The sequence below is a fragment of the Aquimarina penaris genome (genome assembly GCF_040786285.1).
In the GTDB taxonomy this organism is placed as follows: Bacteria; Bacteroidota; Bacteroidia; order Flavobacteriales; family Flavobacteriaceae; genus Aquimarina.
This window is the reverse complement of the sequence record NZ_JBFMKQ010000001.1, coordinates 1,444,375-1,461,465: the sequence shown is the minus strand read 5'-3', so window position 1 is coordinate 1,461,465 and position 17,091 is coordinate 1,444,375. Positions and strand designations below refer to the sequence as shown.

At 33.7% G+C, this 17,091-nt stretch carries 17 protein-coding genes; 9 read left to right on the top strand and 8 right to left on the bottom strand.

All coding sequences use genetic code 11. The features are described 5' to 3' along the window. Positions 1-95: 95 nt before the first annotated feature. Positions 96-1,397 carry an NAD(P)/FAD-dependent oxidoreductase gene (locus tag ABW637_RS06095; RefSeq protein WP_367583754.1) on the top strand — a complete coding sequence of 434 codons (1,302 nt, stop codon included), beginning with the start codon at positions 96-98 and terminating at the stop codon, positions 1,395-1,397. A 62-nt stretch (positions 1,398-1,459) separates the two neighbouring features. Beyond that, complete coding sequence (locus tag ABW637_RS06090) at positions 1,460-3,058, top strand: 4Fe-4S binding protein (RefSeq protein WP_367583753.1); 1,599 nt, start codon at positions 1,460-1,462, stop codon at positions 3,056-3,058. Positions 3,059-3,229: 171 nt separating this feature from the next. Here ABW637_RS06090 and ABW637_RS06085 read toward each other — a convergent pair whose 3' ends face one another. Then, on the bottom strand, positions 3,230-4,483 hold the full coding sequence (locus ABW637_RS06085; protein ID WP_367583752.1) for a sensor histidine kinase: 1,254 nt from the start codon (positions 4,481-4,483) through the stop codon (positions 3,230-3,232). Positions 4,484-4,844: 361 nt separating this feature from the next. Here ABW637_RS06085 and ABW637_RS06080 point away from each other — a divergent pair, with 361 nt between their 5' ends. From ABW637_RS06080 to ABW637_RS06060, 5 genes are all read left to right on the top strand, one after another. Then, positions 4,845-5,327 carry a toxin-antitoxin system YwqK family antitoxin gene (locus ABW637_RS06080; RefSeq protein ID WP_367583751.1) on the top strand — a complete coding sequence of 161 codons (483 nt, stop codon included), beginning with the start codon at positions 4,845-4,847 and terminating at the stop codon, positions 5,325-5,327. Then, complete coding sequence (locus ABW637_RS06075) at positions 5,328-6,020, top strand: glycosyltransferase family 2 protein (RefSeq protein WP_367583750.1); 693 nt, start codon at positions 5,328-5,330, stop codon at positions 6,018-6,020. Beyond that, entirely contained in the window at positions 6,020-7,492 is a 1,473-nt protein-coding gene (locus ABW637_RS06070; RefSeq protein WP_367583749.1) for a cellulose synthase family protein, read from the top strand. The genes ABW637_RS06075 and ABW637_RS06070 overlap by 1 nt, the downstream gene beginning before the upstream one ends. A gap of 107 nt (positions 7,493-7,599) precedes the next feature. Then, on the top strand, positions 7,600-8,886 hold the full coding sequence (locus tag ABW637_RS06065; RefSeq protein WP_367583748.1) for an MptA/MptB family glycosyltransferase: 1,287 nt from the start codon (positions 7,600-7,602) through the stop codon (positions 8,884-8,886). Next, positions 8,873-9,340, top strand: a complete 468-nt coding sequence (locus ABW637_RS06060; protein WP_367583747.1) for a hypothetical protein — start codon at positions 8,873-8,875, stop codon at positions 9,338-9,340. Before ABW637_RS06065 ends, ABW637_RS06060 begins: the two co-directional genes overlap by 14 nt. On the opposite strand, the gene ABW637_RS06055 is transcribed toward ABW637_RS06060, so the two are convergent. From ABW637_RS06055 to ABW637_RS06035, 5 genes are all read right to left on the bottom strand, one after another. After that, entirely contained in the window at positions 9,321-10,148 is an 828-nt protein-coding gene (locus tag ABW637_RS06055; protein ID WP_367583746.1) for a pseudouridine synthase, read from the bottom strand. The genes ABW637_RS06060 and ABW637_RS06055 overlap by 20 nt on opposite strands. Before the next feature lie 51 nt (positions 10,149-10,199). Continuing rightward, entirely contained in the window at positions 10,200-11,153 is a 954-nt protein-coding gene (locus ABW637_RS06050) for a carbon-nitrogen hydrolase family protein (RefSeq protein ID WP_367583745.1), read from the bottom strand. A gap of 68 nt (positions 11,154-11,221) precedes the next feature. Next, the gene (locus tag ABW637_RS06045; RefSeq protein ID WP_367583744.1) at positions 11,222-12,130 is read right to left on the bottom strand and encodes a geranylgeranylglycerol-phosphate geranylgeranyltransferase; all 909 of its coding nucleotides are present in this window, start codon (positions 12,128-12,130) and stop codon (positions 11,222-11,224) included. Between the two features lie 10 nt (positions 12,131-12,140). Continuing rightward, positions 12,141-13,076 (bottom strand): mevalonate kinase family protein, encoded by a 936-nt coding sequence (locus ABW637_RS06040; protein WP_367583743.1) that lies wholly within the window; start codon positions 13,074-13,076, stop codon positions 12,141-12,143. A gap of 48 nt (positions 13,077-13,124) precedes the next feature. Further along, entirely contained in the window at positions 13,125-14,210 is a 1,086-nt protein-coding gene (locus tag ABW637_RS06035; protein WP_367583742.1) for a diphosphomevalonate decarboxylase, read from the bottom strand. Between the two features lie 99 nt (positions 14,211-14,309). On the opposite strand from ABW637_RS06035, the gene ABW637_RS06030 reads away from it, so the two are divergent. Together ABW637_RS06030 and ABW637_RS06025 are read left to right on the top strand one after the other, a co-directional pair. Then, a complete protein-coding gene (locus tag ABW637_RS06030; RefSeq protein WP_367583741.1) occupies positions 14,310-14,783 on the top strand; it encodes a TspO/MBR family protein in 474 nt (157 codons plus the stop codon). Between the two features lie 24 nt (positions 14,784-14,807). Continuing rightward, positions 14,808-15,377: a TetR/AcrR family transcriptional regulator gene (locus ABW637_RS06025; RefSeq protein WP_367583740.1), complete on the top strand. Its 570-nt coding sequence runs from the start codon at positions 14,808-14,810 to the stop codon at positions 15,375-15,377. A 286-nt stretch (positions 15,378-15,663) separates the two neighbouring features. Here ABW637_RS06025 and ABW637_RS06020 read toward each other — a convergent pair whose 3' ends face one another. Both ABW637_RS06020 and ABW637_RS06015 read right to left on the bottom strand, forming a co-directional pair. Beyond that, on the bottom strand, positions 15,664-16,452 hold the full coding sequence (locus ABW637_RS06020; protein ID WP_367583739.1) for a hypothetical protein: 789 nt from the start codon (positions 16,450-16,452) through the stop codon (positions 15,664-15,666). Positions 16,453-16,528: 76 nt separating this feature from the next. Next, complete coding sequence (locus tag ABW637_RS06015) at positions 16,529-17,083, bottom strand: DUF1697 domain-containing protein (RefSeq protein WP_367583738.1); 555 nt, start codon at positions 17,081-17,083, stop codon at positions 16,529-16,531. Positions 17,084-17,091: the final 8 nt, after the last annotated feature.

Genomic DNA, 17,091 nt, shown 5'->3' with positions numbered 1-17,091 from the left:
TTAATTCAAACATATAAGTTCTTATATTTATGTTCGACTTACTGACAGAGGTATTCACTTCTTAGTAAATAATTGACAATCAACAATCATCTTTTATGGAACACATTGTAATTATCGGAAATGGAATTTCAGGGGTTACCGCTGCAAGACATATCCGCAAAATGTCAGACAAAAAAATCACTATTGTTTCTGCAGAAACTGATTATTTCTTTTCCCGCACAGCATTGATGTATGTATATATGGGGCATATGAAATTTGAACATACACAACCCTACGAAAACTGGTTTTGGAAAAAGAACAATATCGAACTTAAGAGTGGTTATGTATCCAAAGTAAATCATGAAGCTAATGAATTGGTCTTCACCAATGGTGAAACCTTAGGGTATGATAAATTAATCATAGCCGTAGGTTCTAAACCTAATAAATTTGGATGGCCAGGCCAGGATTTAGACGGAGTGATGGGTATGTATCATAAACAAGACCTTGAAAATCTAGAAAAACACGCCCCTAATAATAAGGTATGTAAACGCGCTGTAGTTGTTGGCGGGGGATTAATTGGTATTGAATTAGTCGAAATGTTACATTCTAGAGATATCCCGGTAACCTTTCTTGTACGAGAAAAAAGTTTTTGGAACGTAGTTTTGCCTGCCGGCGAAAGTGGAATGATTAATAGACATATTAAAAATCACCACATCGATCTACGATTAGGAGTAAACCTAAAAGAAATAATTGCTGATGAAAATGGCAAAGCTAAAGGAGTTGTTATACAAGAAACAGGTGAAGTAATTGATTGTGATGTAGTAGGGCTAACACCAGGAGTGTCTCCTAATATAGATTTCTTAAAAGATTCTGGTATCGAATTAGGTCGAGGAGTAAAAGTGAATCGATTTCTCGAAACCAATATCCCAAACATATATGCCATCGGTGATTGTGCCGAGCAACATGAGGCTATCGGTCTTCGCCGTCCAATAGAAGCCGTTTGGTATACAGGACGTATGATGGGAGAAACTGTTGCCCAAACCATATGCGGCAATAAAATTGAATATAAACCCGGACATTGGTTTAATAGTGCAAAATTTATGGATATCGAATATCAGACCTATGGTTGGGTATTTGGTCAACCCAAAGAATACGAGCAACAGTTCCATTGGATACACGAAGACGATACCAAGTGCATCACAGTATCCTATCATAAAGAAACTCGAGATTTTTTAGGTATAAATACCTTCGGAATTAGAATGCGCCATGAAGTTTTTGATCGATGGTTGACCGAAAAAAGAGATGTAGATTTTGTTATACAACATCTGGCCGAAGCAAATTTTGATCCAGAATTCTATTCGGTGTATGAGTCTGATATACTTACAGCCTTTAAAAAATCACAACTTCAAACTGCATAAAAACAATACTAAAAACTTTGCAGGTTATAAAAATCTGTGAGGTCTGAAAAAAAGATAAAAAAATGAGTAATAAATTAAATCATAGCATGTCTCTTGCCAACCCCGAGGCCAAAGGGATTTCGACAAAGCAAAAAATAGCATTGGCAATCGGTTTAGTTGGGCTTTTTATTTTGGCCTTGGCCTTATTAAATACCAATCTCCCAAATCAAGGAGCATTTTTAACGGTGTCTTTAGGATTAATTACAGTGGGCACAATTTGGTATACCAATGATGCCTACCTGACTAAGTTAGAAGGAATCAAAAATGATCAAGTTTGGTTTAAGTCCATATCCTCTCGTGGGGTCTTAGGATGGCTTACCGGAGTTGGATTAACAACATTCTATATTGTCCTGTATTTTTATGCTGATCTATTGGGCTTGGGAACCAATGGTGAAGCAAATACAGGGTTAGTAGCATTATTTGATCCGTTAAGTAAGTTATTAAGTGGTAACCCCGCTAGCCAATGGTTTGTTTATGGAACTTTATATACCATTGCCATTATTGCTTTTGGATATAAATTTATCCTAAAATACAGACATAACCGATATCAACAAATTCGTACGGTTTCTGTTATGTTTTTTCAATTAGGGTTTGCTTTTCTGATCCCTGAATTTATGGCCAGACTAAATTCTGACACCTTTAAACTTCCGTATTACGATTTAAAAAATGTTTGGCCTCTTAATTACTATAACTTCGAGCAATACAGAATTGACGAATTTATTAATGCCGGCAACATTGGATTAGGGTTATTAATTTTTGGAGTCGCTTCAATTTTTATTATTACTCCGATTCTTACGTACAAGTTCGGAAAAAGATGGTATTGTTCCTGGGTTTGTGGTTGCGGGGGCTTAGCCGAAACTGCTGGGGATTCGTTTAGACAATTATCCAGTAAAAAATTGAGTGCCTGGAAACTTGAGCGTTGGTTGATCCATACCGTGCTAGTATTTGCTGTAGTAATGACCACAGCGGTCGTGTATACGTACCTGGGATATGATCCTAATAAGTATTGGCTTACCAAAGATGTATTTTTAATGAGTGTCGCCGGATTTCTTACATTCATTTTTGCTGGAGTAATGATCTTTAAAAGAAAAGAATTAGGTAAAGATGCTCGCTATGGAGCCATTGGATACTTTGTGGTAATCATGTTATTAATTGGTATTCATGTATTTGGTGATGCTGGTAAGATTTTCTTCCTTAAAGCTGAAACGCTTAGATCATCTTATGGATTTTTGATTGGATCCATATTCTCTGGAGTTATTGGTACTGGTTTTTATCCCATTTTAGGTAACAGAGCCTGGTGCCGTTTTGGTTGCCCTATGGCGGCAATTCTTGGTTTTCAACAACGATTATTCTCAAAATTTAGAATCACAACCAATGGTGGGCAATGTATCTCTTGTGGTAATTGTTCTACCTATTGTGAAATGGGAATCGATGTTCGCGCTTATGCCCAGAAAGGTGAAAACATTGTGAGATCAAGTTGTGTTGGATGCGGTATTTGTTCTGCTGTTTGCCCAAGAGGAGTTTTGAAATTAGAAAATGACAAACTAGATGGAAGAATAAGTTCTAATGAGATCTTATTAGGAAACGATGTAGATCTTATGGATTATGTAAATAAAAAATAGATTTTATTTTAAATATAAGATAGAGATTTTATGCTATCATAAAAGTGGCTGTTTATAACCATATAGACAGTCTCTTTTATTTTTGAACATACATCAGCTATTAATTCGCTTGTTATGAGAAATAAAAAATGTATTTAATTCCTTTAGATTAAGTATAAAGCAAAGTTTTAATTAAGAAGCTATGTCTATTGGAAAACTCATATATATGGTGGTTCCTTTATTGCATTCGCTTTGTATTTCAAAAGTTCCGTTTTGCTTTTCTACCAATTTTTTTGAAATACTCAACCCGAAACCACTTCCTTGTTCATTATCGGTGCCTACCGTAGATTCATTTTTATCATTTACAAGAAGTTTTTGAATCCTATTATCGCAAATACCTACACCTTTATCAACAATCGCAATCTTTACTTGTTGCTCTTCTTTTTGAGAATTTACTGTAATATGAGAACCTCTATGCGAAAACTTTATAGCATTGGCTATTAGATTTCTCATCACAGTTTCCATCATTGTAGGATTAATTGTAAGTTCAAGATCATCTGGTATCTCATTAATTAAGTTGACACCCTTTCTTTTTCCACTTAAATCAGAAAATTCAAAGACTCTCTCGACTATTGTACTTACGGATTGCTTTTCTAATGATACTTCATATTGATGTTGATAAGAATTTCCCCATTTCAGCAAATCTTCTAAAAGCTGATTTCCTTTATCTGCAGATTCTTTTAACAACTCTCTTATTTTCTTTCTTTCATATTCATCTTCTACTTCATCTATCATTTCGACCAAGGACTTAAGCTGAAAAAATGGTGTTCTTAAATCGTGACCAATAATTCTAAAAAGTTGATCCTTTGCACGATTCATTTTCTTAAGTTCTTCATTTTTCTCTTTGATGAGAATGTTAGCCTCCTTTAGTTTTTGAGCTAACTTTACAAAAGCACTTTGGCTGGCATATGACATAACTCCAGCCCCACATACAATCATACCATGATAAATAAATTTATCAATAGGATACTCACTACCCACGGTAAAAAAACAAAAAAGAACATAAAAGAAATTAAAAATCAATAAATTCTTTACTTGCTTATAGTGCATAAGCATTAGCAAGGATAAAATCATTTCTGATTGCAAAAATACTGGTTCAAACTTAAAACCGGGATCAAAACGTCCTATAATTACGGTAGCCATTATAGCTCCCACAATAGAATAAATTGGCACCGAGAATAAGTTTGACTTGCTCATTAAAGAATATCGATAACCTATATATCCTAATATCATAAGGCTAATAACGACAATGTCTCTTATAAAATAGTAACTAAATCCTCCTTCTAGATATTCGTTTAAAGCATGAATGCATGTACCTGGCATTATAATGAATAACACAGGGGTAAGTACTGTATCGAACTTAAAAAGCTTAGACTTTTTTTTCATGTATAACATTTACTATTTGTTGTAAGCTTTGTTCTATGAATACATTAAGCAATGAAAGTGTAAAAAGGAATGCAATTTAACAAAAATTAAATGAAAAGAAAGAAAAAGATTACTTTTTAATGCAAGAAACTAAATTAAATACGTTTTAATGCATAAATACATCGTTAAAATACGTTTTTTAAACATCAACTGTCTTCACTTCATATCAATGTACTCTTATTAATCATACATTGATTTCCTTAACCTAGAGTAATAAATAGAAGATTCTTTTTATCAGTTTATATATTCTACTTAAAAAATTAATTTTAGTGTTAGTTATAAATCATATCTTCGTCTAAAGCACTGTATAAACCCCACCATTATGATTCTAAAGGTATTCATTATATTCATCACATTTTCTTTTTCGGGATATCCAATCACTTCAGAAAAAGAATATCACTATGAATATTATACCAATGGAACTCTAAAGGCAGAAGGCTGGAAAATTGGAGAAACTAAAGTTGATTTTTGGCATTTCTATCATGATAACGGAAATATATCACACGAAGGTCATTTCAAAAACAATAAAAAAAGTGGTTATTGGTATTTTTATTCCACAAAAGGAAAATTACTAAAAGAAGGTCATTTTGTAAGCGATAAAGCCGAAAAATGGTGGATTATTTACGATATTGCCACCGGAATTACCAGAAAATATCAGTACAAAAACAATAAGAAAGAAGGATATTGCTTATTGTACAAAAACAATAAACTTTTTAAAGCTGAAAGATACATCAACAATCAAAAAACGGGTGAATGGACAGATATCTTTAGTTTTAAAAGGGACAACCCTAATGCCTCCCTATAAATGCCTCCCACAATAAACGTTATTATACCTGCTTTTAATGAAGAAGAGTCTATCGCTCATGTAATTAAAGACATCCCTGATATAGTGTCTGAGATAATTGTAGTAAGTAACAATTCTACAGATCATACCGAGGAGGTAGCAAAAAAAGCAGGAGCTACTGTTTTACAAGAAAAACAAAAAGGATATGGATATGCATGTTTGAAAGGGATGGAGTACATAGCAGCAAAAGATCATAAGCCCGATATTGTTGTTTTTCTGGATGGAGATTATAGTGATTATCCCGAAGAGCTTACCTCTATTGTTGCTCCGATAATAAATGATAATATTGATTTAGTAATAGGATCAAGAGTAAAAGAACGGCGTGAATTAGGCTCTATGACTTTTCCTCAAATATTTGGTAATTGGCTAGCAACCAACCTTATGAAGCTTTTTTTTAATGCAAAATTTACAGATCTCGGCCCTTTTAGAGCCATCAAATATACTACCTTATTGGCCTTAGAAATGACCGATAAAACGTATGGCTGGACTATAGAGATGCAATTAAAAGTAATACGAAGGAAATATACATATATCGAGGTCCCAGTATCTTACAAAAGGAGAATAGGTGTCTCAAAAGTTTCAGGAACCATAAAAGGTGCTATATTTGCAGGCGTTAAGATTTTAAGTTGGATTTTTAAATATAGCCTTAAATAATGGATGTTGCTATCATCATAACCTACACATTAGCCCTACTCATCATATTTATGTATAGTTTGGCTCAACTGAATCTGCTTGTTAATTACTTGAAATCCCGAAAGGAACCTGACAATTCACCTACTTTTGATTTTTCGAAACAAGAAGAGATTCCGTATGTAACAATTCAGTTACCCGTATATAATGAATTATATGTAATGGATCGTTTACTCGATAACATTGCTGAATTAGAGTACCCCAAAGATAAATTAGAGATACAAGTATTAGATGATTCTACAGATGAATCTGTGGTCACTACCGCTGCTCATATCAAAAAACTTCAAAAAACCGGTTTAGATATCCAGCACATATGCCGTGAGGACAGGACTGGATTTAAAGCTGGAGCTCTAAAAGAAGGATTAAAGATTGCCAAAGGACAATATGTTGCCATTTTTGATGCCGATTTCCTTCCAGGCAAAAAATGGTTGCTACAAACCATTCCTTATTTCAAAGATGAAAACATAGGTGTGGTACAAACCCGATGGGGGCATATTAACAGAGATTATTCTATGCTTACCAAAATCCAGGCATTTGCATTGGATTTCCACTTTACAATGGAGCAAGTAGGCCGTAATTATAAAGACCATTTCATTAATTTTAATGGTACTGCTGGTGTTTGGAGAAAAAAATGTATCGAGGATGCAGGAAACTGGCAAGGAGATACCCTTACCGAGGATCTTGATTTGAGCTACCGTGCACAGCTAAAAAAATGGAAGTTCAAGTACCTTGAAGAAGTCGAAACTCCCGCAGAATTGCCTGTTGTTATTAGCGCGGCAAGATCACAACAATTTAGGTGGAACAAAGGTGCTGCCGAAAATTTCCAAAAATTGTATTGGAAATTACTTAGAGACAAATCTGTCCCTTTTAAGACTAAATTTCATAGTTTCTTTCATTTATTGAATAGTAGTATGTTCCTATTAGTATTATTGGTGGCTGTATTAAGTGTACCCGTAATGTATATTAAGAACAGTAACCCAATGTTTAGTTGGTATTTTAACGTTATTGCCTTTTTTGCATTAAGTACCGTTATATTTTTCTTTTGTTATTGGCATACGTTTAAAAAAATACATGGAAAAGGATTCTGGAATTTTATGGAATACATAAAGATGTTCTTCACATTTTTCTCTATTGCAATGGGATTCTCTGTACACAACTCTATGGCGGTTTTAGAAGGACATTTTGGAAAGAAAAGCGAATTTGTTCGTACTCCAAAATTTAACGTTAGCACCTTAAAAGATTCCTGGAAAGGGAATAAATATGTAAGCAAAAATATTTCGGGAAACACCATTATAGAAGCCTTATTAATGGGGTATTTTGGTTTCGCATTATATAGTGCTTTTAAACTACAGGATTTTGGTCTGTTCTTGTTTCATATTATGTTGTTTTTAGGATTTGCGTTTGTATTCTTTAAATCGGTTACCTCTAAATTATAATGTTACAGCTGTGGAAATATCATAAATTTTCCATACTCCTTATTGTTATAGGTATACTCTTTTATTGGAGTTTCGCTTTTGAGCTAGAACGAACTGATTTTACTAAGATGATCGCCCTTTGGGTTGGATTATTTATCATCGCGTATAAAATTATACAGTCGAATCCAAATAATTGGAAACTCCTTGCTGCTGCGGCTTTATTATTTCGCATCGTATTTCTATTTGCTATTCCAAACCTTTCTCAAGACTTTTATCGATTTATTTGGGATGGGCGCATGCTCCTAGAAGGGTTTAACCCATACCTTTCTTTACCAGAAGTTTGGGTAGCCCAAGGTAATGCTCCTATTGCCCAAGCTCAGGAATTATATAATGGTATGGGGCAACTAAATGGAAGTCATTATACCAATTACCCTCCTATAAGTCAGTTTTGCTACTTTATTGCTGCAATATTTGCCAGTAAAAGTATTTTGGGATCTGCAATGGTATTTAGAGTGCTTATTATTTTGGCTGATGTGGGTACTTTTTTCTTCGGAAGAAAGCTATTACAAGCACTCAAGCTTCCTGAAAAAAACATCTTTTGGTATATCCTGAACCCTTTTATTATTATAGAACTTACCGGAAACCTTCATTTTGAAGCGGTAATGGTATTTTTTATCATTTGGTCATTATACCTACTACATAAAGGATATTGGTATTGGGCAGCCGTTATTTTAGCACTTTCGGTCTCTGTGAAGCTTATTCCTTTATTATTTTTACCTTTATTTTTCCAAAAGTTTGTTCTGGGTGAACAAAAAGGCTTGGACAAACATAGTCTTACGTTAAGATTACCAAAATTAATAGGGTTTTACAGCCTTGTTCTTATTACGGTTTTTCTAACCTTTGCACCTTTCCTTTCGGGAGAATTTTTTCATAATTTCAAAAGAACAATTACACTCTGGTTCCAGAATTTTGAATTTAACGCCAGTATTTTCTATATCATTCGATGGATAGGGTATCAAATCGTAGGATGGAACGTTATTGAAACCGCTGGTAAGATTCTACCCCTTGTAACCATGACCATTTTAATGGGGTTAACTTTCTTCAGAAAAAATAAAACTACACCACAACTAATCGCCGCAATGGTTTTGGGTATATGCGTCTATTACTTTTTGTCAACTACCATACATCCCTGGTATATTGCTGTGCCGTTATCGCTTTGTGTGTTTACCAATTATAAATTCCCTATTGCCTGGTCATTTATGGTGATCCTTAGCTACACAGCATACCTTCATCCCGATTTTAAAGAAAACCTGTGGATGGTGGGATTAGAATATGCAGTTGTATTTGTTATTTTTAGTAGAGAAATTTTAAAGAACGTTCAAAAGACAACCCCTCTATCAAGTGAAAAACTCTAGCCGTAAAATACGTTTTATTCTGCCTCTATTTTTTCTAATTCATTACTTCTCATTTTCTCAGAATGCACAAACGATCACTGGTGAATTACAAGGAAAATGGTTAATGTGTAAAAATGATCCTGTACTGGAACATTGCATTACTTGTCCTAATAGTCAAAGATGTGACTATCAAATCCAAATAAAAGGAGAAGAGTATATACTACATAAAGAAAACAAAAAAGTTGATGATGGTAAATTTGAAATAGAACATAATCACGATCAGATATACACCGCCTTTTTTTACTCTTCGCTAAGCGATGAAATCTTTGAAGTACTTGACGTTAATACCATCTTACTATATAGAAATCCTAATGGGGAATTTTTCTTTTACATGAAACATAAAGAACATGGTCAAAGACAGTGCTCTTTAAAAAGAATAACTCAAAACAAAAAAACTACATCATCTTCAAATTAATCACTTCTTGCTCGGTAAGTATGCGCCAATGGCCACGAGGCAAGTCTTTTTTAGTTAACCCACCAAATATAACTCGATCTAATTTGATCACATCATATTTAAGATGTTCAAAAAGTTTGGTGATAATATTATTCTTTGCAGATTGCAGTTGTACCCCAATTTCGTTTTTAGCAGCACCTTCTATATAACTAATTTCATCTACTTGGATAAACCCTTCCTGGAGTTTCATTCCTTTCTGAATTTTCTCAAGGTCTTCGAACTTTAAATTACGATCCAGTTCTACATGGAATATTTTACGAACTCCACTTTTATGGTGGGTTAGTTTTTTTTCTAAATCTACATCATTAGTAAACAATAATAATCCAGTAGTGTTACGCTCTAACCTACCTACGGGTTTAAGGGGGTGTTTTGAAGCATTAGACACTAAATCCATTACCGTTCTAGTTTTCTCAGGACTAGTGCTGGTTACAAAACCTTTGGGTTTATTAAGAAGTACATATTCTTTTTTGTGCGGAGTAATGAGTCTACCATCAAATTTTACCTCATCGGTTAATTTTACCTTATACCCCATCTCGGTAACTGGTTTCCCATTCACCCATACACTACCCGTTTGGATGTATAAATCTGCTTCTCTTCTAGAACAAACTCCAGAGTTAGCCACAAATTTATTGAGTCTTATCTCATCAGAATTGGAGATCTTTTTTGGTCCTTGATTAGTTTTTTTTGCAGGTGCAATACTTCGACCAAAAGATTTGCTTTTTGATTTTCCACTTCTTTTTCCTCCTTTGGAATTATCTTCGCGACTCATATCTAAAATTTTCCGCAAAGATAGTTGATTCCTGCATAGGTTCAACAACTATTATTCATCAAACCTAATAGTACTCTGTCGCCTCCTGTTTACGTGTAATTGTGTAACATCAGGTCTTGAATAATGTCCAACAGGATCAAAATTTTGACGCTCTTGCAATACCCGGTTAAAGTCTAGAGTTGCAACCAATAACTCTTCTTTATGCAAAACTGGCTCAAGGATCCATTCTCCATCAGGTCCTGCAATACAGGAGCCTCCATTTCCTAAAACATCTGGTGCTTTCTTTAAAATTTCATCTAGATGTGGTGTAGTGGTTGGAAAATCTTCTTTTCTCATCAAACTAGAAACCGAAATCACATACGAACGGGATTCTCTGGCAATAAAACGGGTAATATCTTTTGTGTTATAATCACTGCCAGGCCACACAGCAATATGCAAATTTTCTCCCTGACCATATAATGCAGCTCTAGGCAATGGCATCCAATTCTCCCAACAATTTAACCCCCCAACCGTAAATGCTTTTAGAGGATGCACAAGCAATCCATTGCCATCACCTGGTGACCAAGTTAGTCGCTCTTCGTAGGTAGGTTGTAACTTTCTATGTACTGATTTAATTTCGCCCATTTGATCAATATATACTAAGGATGCATACAAGCTATGTCCACCTCGATCCAATGGCCGCTCTATAATCCCTAAATACATAGCCATATTATACTTAGCGGCAAGATCACATATAGAATCAAGATCTCCTTTTTCGATTACAATAGCATTCTGAGCATAATGTGCATGAATTTCTTTTTGAACCGTACTATTAAACTTTGCTCCGTTAGTAAGTTCTATCCAGAAGGGATACCCAGGTAAGAGTGCTTCTCCAAAAACAATTAATTCAGCCTTTTTTAAAGCCGCTTCTTTGATTGAGTTTTCAATCTTTTTAAGTGTAGCATCTTTATCTAACCATACCGGTGAAATCTGTGCCAATGCTACTGTCAATAATTGATCTTTCATAAAAAAGTATTAATAATTAAGTTCTTAAAACTACAAAAGCATATGTATAGATGTAGCTGCTTTGTTTTTTACCACAGAATTCTATCTAAAATCAAATTTACATCGATTAATATGATACTGAAAGCTCCAAAAACTATGATTAGTTTTAGAATATTATGCAACCATACATAATGTATCTTTAGTTTAGAAATCCATAGTGCTATCAAGAATACAAAAAGCAATGCCAGACACACATAAAAATATAGGTACATAAATCCTATTTCATACCTGGTCAATAATAAATACACTGGTATTCCTGAAGCTAGAATCAATGCACTTATTATCTTTTTTGAAGATAGTTCTCCATAAACCACAGGAATAGTTTTATAGTTTTGAGCCATATCCCCTTTCAGATTTTCTAAATCCTTTGCCATTTCTCTTATCATCAACATTAAAAATAGAAATGTGGCATGCACAAAAATGACCTCATCAAAATTTTTATAATAAATAAAAACGGCAAAAAATGGTGTTATAGCTAGTATTGATGCTACTGTATTTCCAATAATTGGATATTTTTTCAATTTATGAGAATAGAACCAGATCGCAAAAATATACACTGAGAAAAAAAGCACAGCCCTAAAGGATACGTAACTAGCAAATACTACAGACAAAAAATTCAGGATAAAATACCCTGTAAGTTTGGTTTGCTGACTTACCAAACGGTCGAGCATTGTTTTTTGTGGCCGATTAATTAGATCTTTCTCCCTATCATAAAAATTATTAATAATATACCCGGCGGCAATAACTCCTGCAGATGCTAATACAATAACCAACAAATTTGGATCGAGAATTACATTACGCAATCTAATGTGTGGTGCTAAAATAAAGATAGAAGTAAAATATTGAGCCAGTACAATGATAAGAATATTATACCCTCGTACAACAGAAAATAAACTCAATAGCTTGAGTAGAATGAGCTTATTTTTTCTGGTAAGCATAGCCTGCTTATTAGAAATTATAGACTACTTCTAACTTATAGTCTTTAAGCGAAGCTTGTGCTTTATCAAAATCTTGTGTAAACCCTAAAATATAACCACCTCCTCCAGAGCCGCATAGTTTAAGATAATAGTCATTGGTTTCTATACCTTTCTTCCATAGCTTATGAAACTGCTTTGGAATCATCGGTTTAAAGTTATCTAAAACGACGTGAGAAAGCTCTTTTATATTTGAAAACAAAGATTTAACGTCTCCTTGTAAGAAATCATCAACACAGGCATCTGTATATTTTACAAATTGGGTTTTAAGCATATTTCGGAAACCTTCTTGCTTCATACTTTCCATAAAAATACTAACCATAGGAGCAGTTTCACCTACGATACCACTATCTAATAAAAAAACGGCACCTTTTTTATTTTCTACACTTTGAGAAGGAATACCTGCCGGTTCGATATTATCTTTAGAATGAATAAGAATCGGAAGACTTAGATAACTATTTAATGGATCCAAACCTGAACTACTACCATGGAAAAAAGACTCCATCAACCCAAAAATTTCTTTAAGCTTAATAAGTTTATCGCGGGTAAGATTTTCTAAAACAGTAATCTTGTCATCGGCATACTTATCATAAATTGCAGCTACCAAAGCACCACTACTTCCTACACCATATCCTTGAGGTATGCTACTGTCAAAATACATTCCTGAATGTATATCGGCATTTAGTTTTTCAAAGTCAAACTTCACCACTCCTTTATCTTGAATTTCTTCAAGGTACTTAGCAAAATTTCTAAGGTTGTTATTCGATTTTATAGCTTCCTGATCAGGAGTTTCGGATACTTTTAGTGCTCCTTTAAAAAAATTATAAGGTATAGAAAGACCTTTAGAATCTTTTATAATACCATATTCTCCAAACAAAAGTATTTTAGAATAAAATAGTGGTCCCTTCATTGTTTCTCTTGTGGTTATATCTAATTTGTATCCCTTATTAGGATAAAGTTACAATAATTCTGCACCCAATCCTATTTTGTCGCAAATATACTGCCCATTCTGACAATACGCAACTAACTCACTGGTAATGAAATCTAAAACCTGTTCTTTTTCAGAATCTGGATATAATAGATGCACATTAGCTCCTGCATCTAATGTAAAACATAATTTAGAACCTGTTTTTTTACGATATTCCCATACTTTATTTATTACCGATAAGGTATTTGGTTTCATTAAGATGAAGTAAGGTAATGATGTCATCATCATCGCATGTAATGTTAAAGCTTCACTTTCTACTACCTCGATAAAAGTATCCAAATCTCCCGAAATCAAAATATCTTTTAATTTAGTAAGATTGTCTGCCGCTTGCTTAAATCGCTCTTGAGCAAATGGATGCCCATGCATTAAGTCATGGCCAACAGTACTACTTACTTGCTTTTCTCCTTTATCTACTAATAAAATAGTATCCTGATAATTTTCAAAATGATGATGAATTGTATGTGGGAATTTAATTGCAAAAGCATCACTACTCCCTTCTATATTATGATGACCCCCCCAAACAGTAATTGGGCCTTCTAAACTTCTGCAAGCACTTCCTGATCCTAATCTAGCCAAGAATGATGTCTTTTTTAGAAGTTCTATATCCGAAATATCTGGATTAATTTTTCTCTCTAGTTGCATTAGGCAATATGCCAAAGCACTCATCCCACTAGCCGAAGATGCAATCCCGCTACTATGCGGAAATGTATTGCTGGTTTCTATAGTAAATGTATACCGCTTTAAAAAAGGTAGATATTCCTCGATTCTTTCAAAAAAACTTTGAATCTTAGGTTTAAAATCCGCTTTTGGTTTTCCTTCAAATAATAAGTCAAAATCAAAATCATTTGACACTACATTTCGCTTTTTGTACGATAAACTTGTAATCGTTTTGCACGTATCAAGCGTAAAACTAATTGAAGCATTTTCAGGAAGTTGCACTGGTCTTTTACCCCAGTATTTTACAAGTGCAATATTACTTGGAGCAGCGCAAGTTATTTTTCCTTCATTAGGTAAGCCCGAAATTTCGGGTGAGATAAACTGAGGATAATCCTTCATAAAACAAACAATTTTGAACAAAGATAAGTGCTGTATCATATTTAAAGCGTATTGTAGTAAAAATAAATTGCTATTTTAGTACTGCACTAAATCATTTTGATGAAAAAAAAGTTATTTCGCATAGGTATTGCGGTATTATTATGTCTATTAACTGGGTTTTTGAGCAGTATCGCTACTCAAACTTCTATAGATACATGGTATGTAACTTTAAATAAACCTTCTTTTACTCCTCCTAGTTGGATTTTTGCTCCAGTCTGGGTAATTTTATACATTATGATGGGAGTTGCTGCAGGAATTGTTTGGAGCAAAGGTTTTTATCATAAATGGGTGAAAACTGCGTTATATCATTTTGGGTTTCAATTGTTACTCAATGCTGCGTGGTCCATATTTTTCTTTGGATTGCAAAATCCATTAATCGCTTTGCTGGATATAATAGCCCTATTTATCCTATTGATGTTTACGATTAGATGGTTTAAAGTTGTAAACACTACTGCCGCTTACCTACTTATCCCTTATATTGTTTGGGTTGCTTTTGCGACTGCATTGAATTTTAGCATATGGCAACTAAATTAAACCAAGAATAAGGAATATCATTTTATGAGTAAAAAAGCCATAGTCTTACAGACTACTTTAGAATTAATAACTAAACAAGGTATCGGAGCCACTTCTCTTTCTCAGATTATCAAAGAATCAGGTGTAGCCAATGGTACCGTATATCATCATTTTAAAAATAAAGAAGAAATTATTACAGAATTGTACCTAATGCTTACTCAGGATTTTGGTACTGTGGTCATGCGAAATATCCCAGAGGATGACATCAAAAAACAATTCACAGTCATGTGGTTAAATCTGTTTTATTATTTTGTAAATAATCCAATTGCTTTTGTTTTTTCTGAACAAATTGCTCGTTCTCCAGAAATACCACAATCATTAAAAGATCAAGCCAGACAATATTATAATGATATCGAGCAATTTTTTAAAGAAGGGGTTCGACAAAAGATCTTTAAATCATACAATACTTTGGTTATGGAAGAACTATTCTTTGGCAATGTGGTATCTATTGTAAAAATTCATGAAAATGAAACCGTAAAACTGCAGGAAAAACACATTAATCAAGCTATTGAAATTTCGTGGAGAGGTTTTTTAAAGGATTCAACAATTATTTAGGTGAATGCCATTTACAAATTGAAATTACTACAATAAAACACTTAAAAGTACTATAAGAAAGTCCTGCTATGCAGTGAGGCGTATTGCACTTAAGTTGCTAGTTCCTTTTAATAAGCATTTTGAGTTCCTTCTCCCTGGAGGGCATTACACAGTAATGAGCCAGCTGGAGCAAAGGGCTTAGGATGATGGGATTTTTATATTGAAAACCCTCATCTTAATCCTCTCCCAAGGGGAGAGGAGACATAATTCTAATACTACCATACAACTAACAACTAACAACTAAATGTTAATTAAACACAATATTTACACAGGACTCCTTATAGAGATCCTTAAGAACAATCTCTATCGCTTTTCTGGCATTATCCCCTCTTCCTATTTCTCCTCCTTTAAATTTTATTTTTCCAGTACTTCTATCCCAATAAAACTCATTACTATTTGTTTTTATAATTCGTTTATTCCCTTTTGTAGTGACCTGAAAAGCATCAAACTCCTGGCTATATTCTAACCCAGAAGGAAAGTATACTTCGGTTACAAATTTCGTAGAACCTTTTTCATACACATAGCATACACATTCGCCAATATCTTTTGCTTCAGAAACTCGAATCATATTATTTTGTACAATCTTCCATTCTCCATTTACCACAATCGCAACTACATCCATCAACATAGTTCCTTTTTCAGCAAGCTTTTTGTCAATATAGGATTCAAAATTAATAACCGCCGAAATAATACCTGCTCTTTCTTTTTGTGTCTGAAAAACAACTTTATCCAGGCTAAGCTTAAATCTGTAATTATTATCATCAATAATATCGTCTAATTGTGAAGAAATATCTTTTTTATCATAATTCTTTCTCACTAAAGTTCCCGATAAGTTTACATACACCGTGTTTCCGCTATATTTTTCGTCAAACATCTCTAGTACATCTTCTTTTTTTGTTCCCTCGGTTAGTGCATTCATTTTATTGATATAATCCATCAATAGCTTTTTGATAGGATCCTTATCATTAAAGGCGTATGAGTGGTGCAATCCGCTAAATAAAAATGTAAAAACAAGAAGGAGAGTAATTTTTTTCATAGTTAATGAGGTATTAGTTAAACCCTATTAAGATACAAAAATTTCTGAAGAATAGCTAGACCAGCTATACTATTTATTATGTTAACTTACTTAATTCCAGTAATTTAATTACTGTTTTAAGGTTTCTGGTGGTAGCATTACACTTCAGCTTTTTTTCGAAGAAATTGTTAGTAAGCTTAGTCTTTCCGTAGCCTTTGGCAGCATAAAAGTATACTACTTTGTCGGTAATTTTAAATTTCTCTTCTTCATAATCTTTAGCCATAAGTTCTACCACCGCTTCTTGATCAGGAGATGCAGATAACAAAGTAAAGTACATCTTTTTATCCTCAATTTCTCCATTTAGAAGGCCTTCAGAAAATGTATTCTTCTGATAAATATCCTTTAATGTTTCTGGAGTGAGGAGCAGTACAGGAACATCAAACCCAAATTTTGTTGAAATCCCTTTCTTTATTTGATCTGATAGTATCTGTGTATTTGTATTTTTACTTTTAAAAACAATGTTTCCGCTTTGAATATAAGTAGTAACAGAAGTAAGGCCTAAATCTTCAAGCATCCCCTTAAGATCTATCATTTTAATCTTTTTTTGGCCGCTTACATTAATTCCTCGTAATAGTGCTATGTATGTTTTCATGTTTGAAA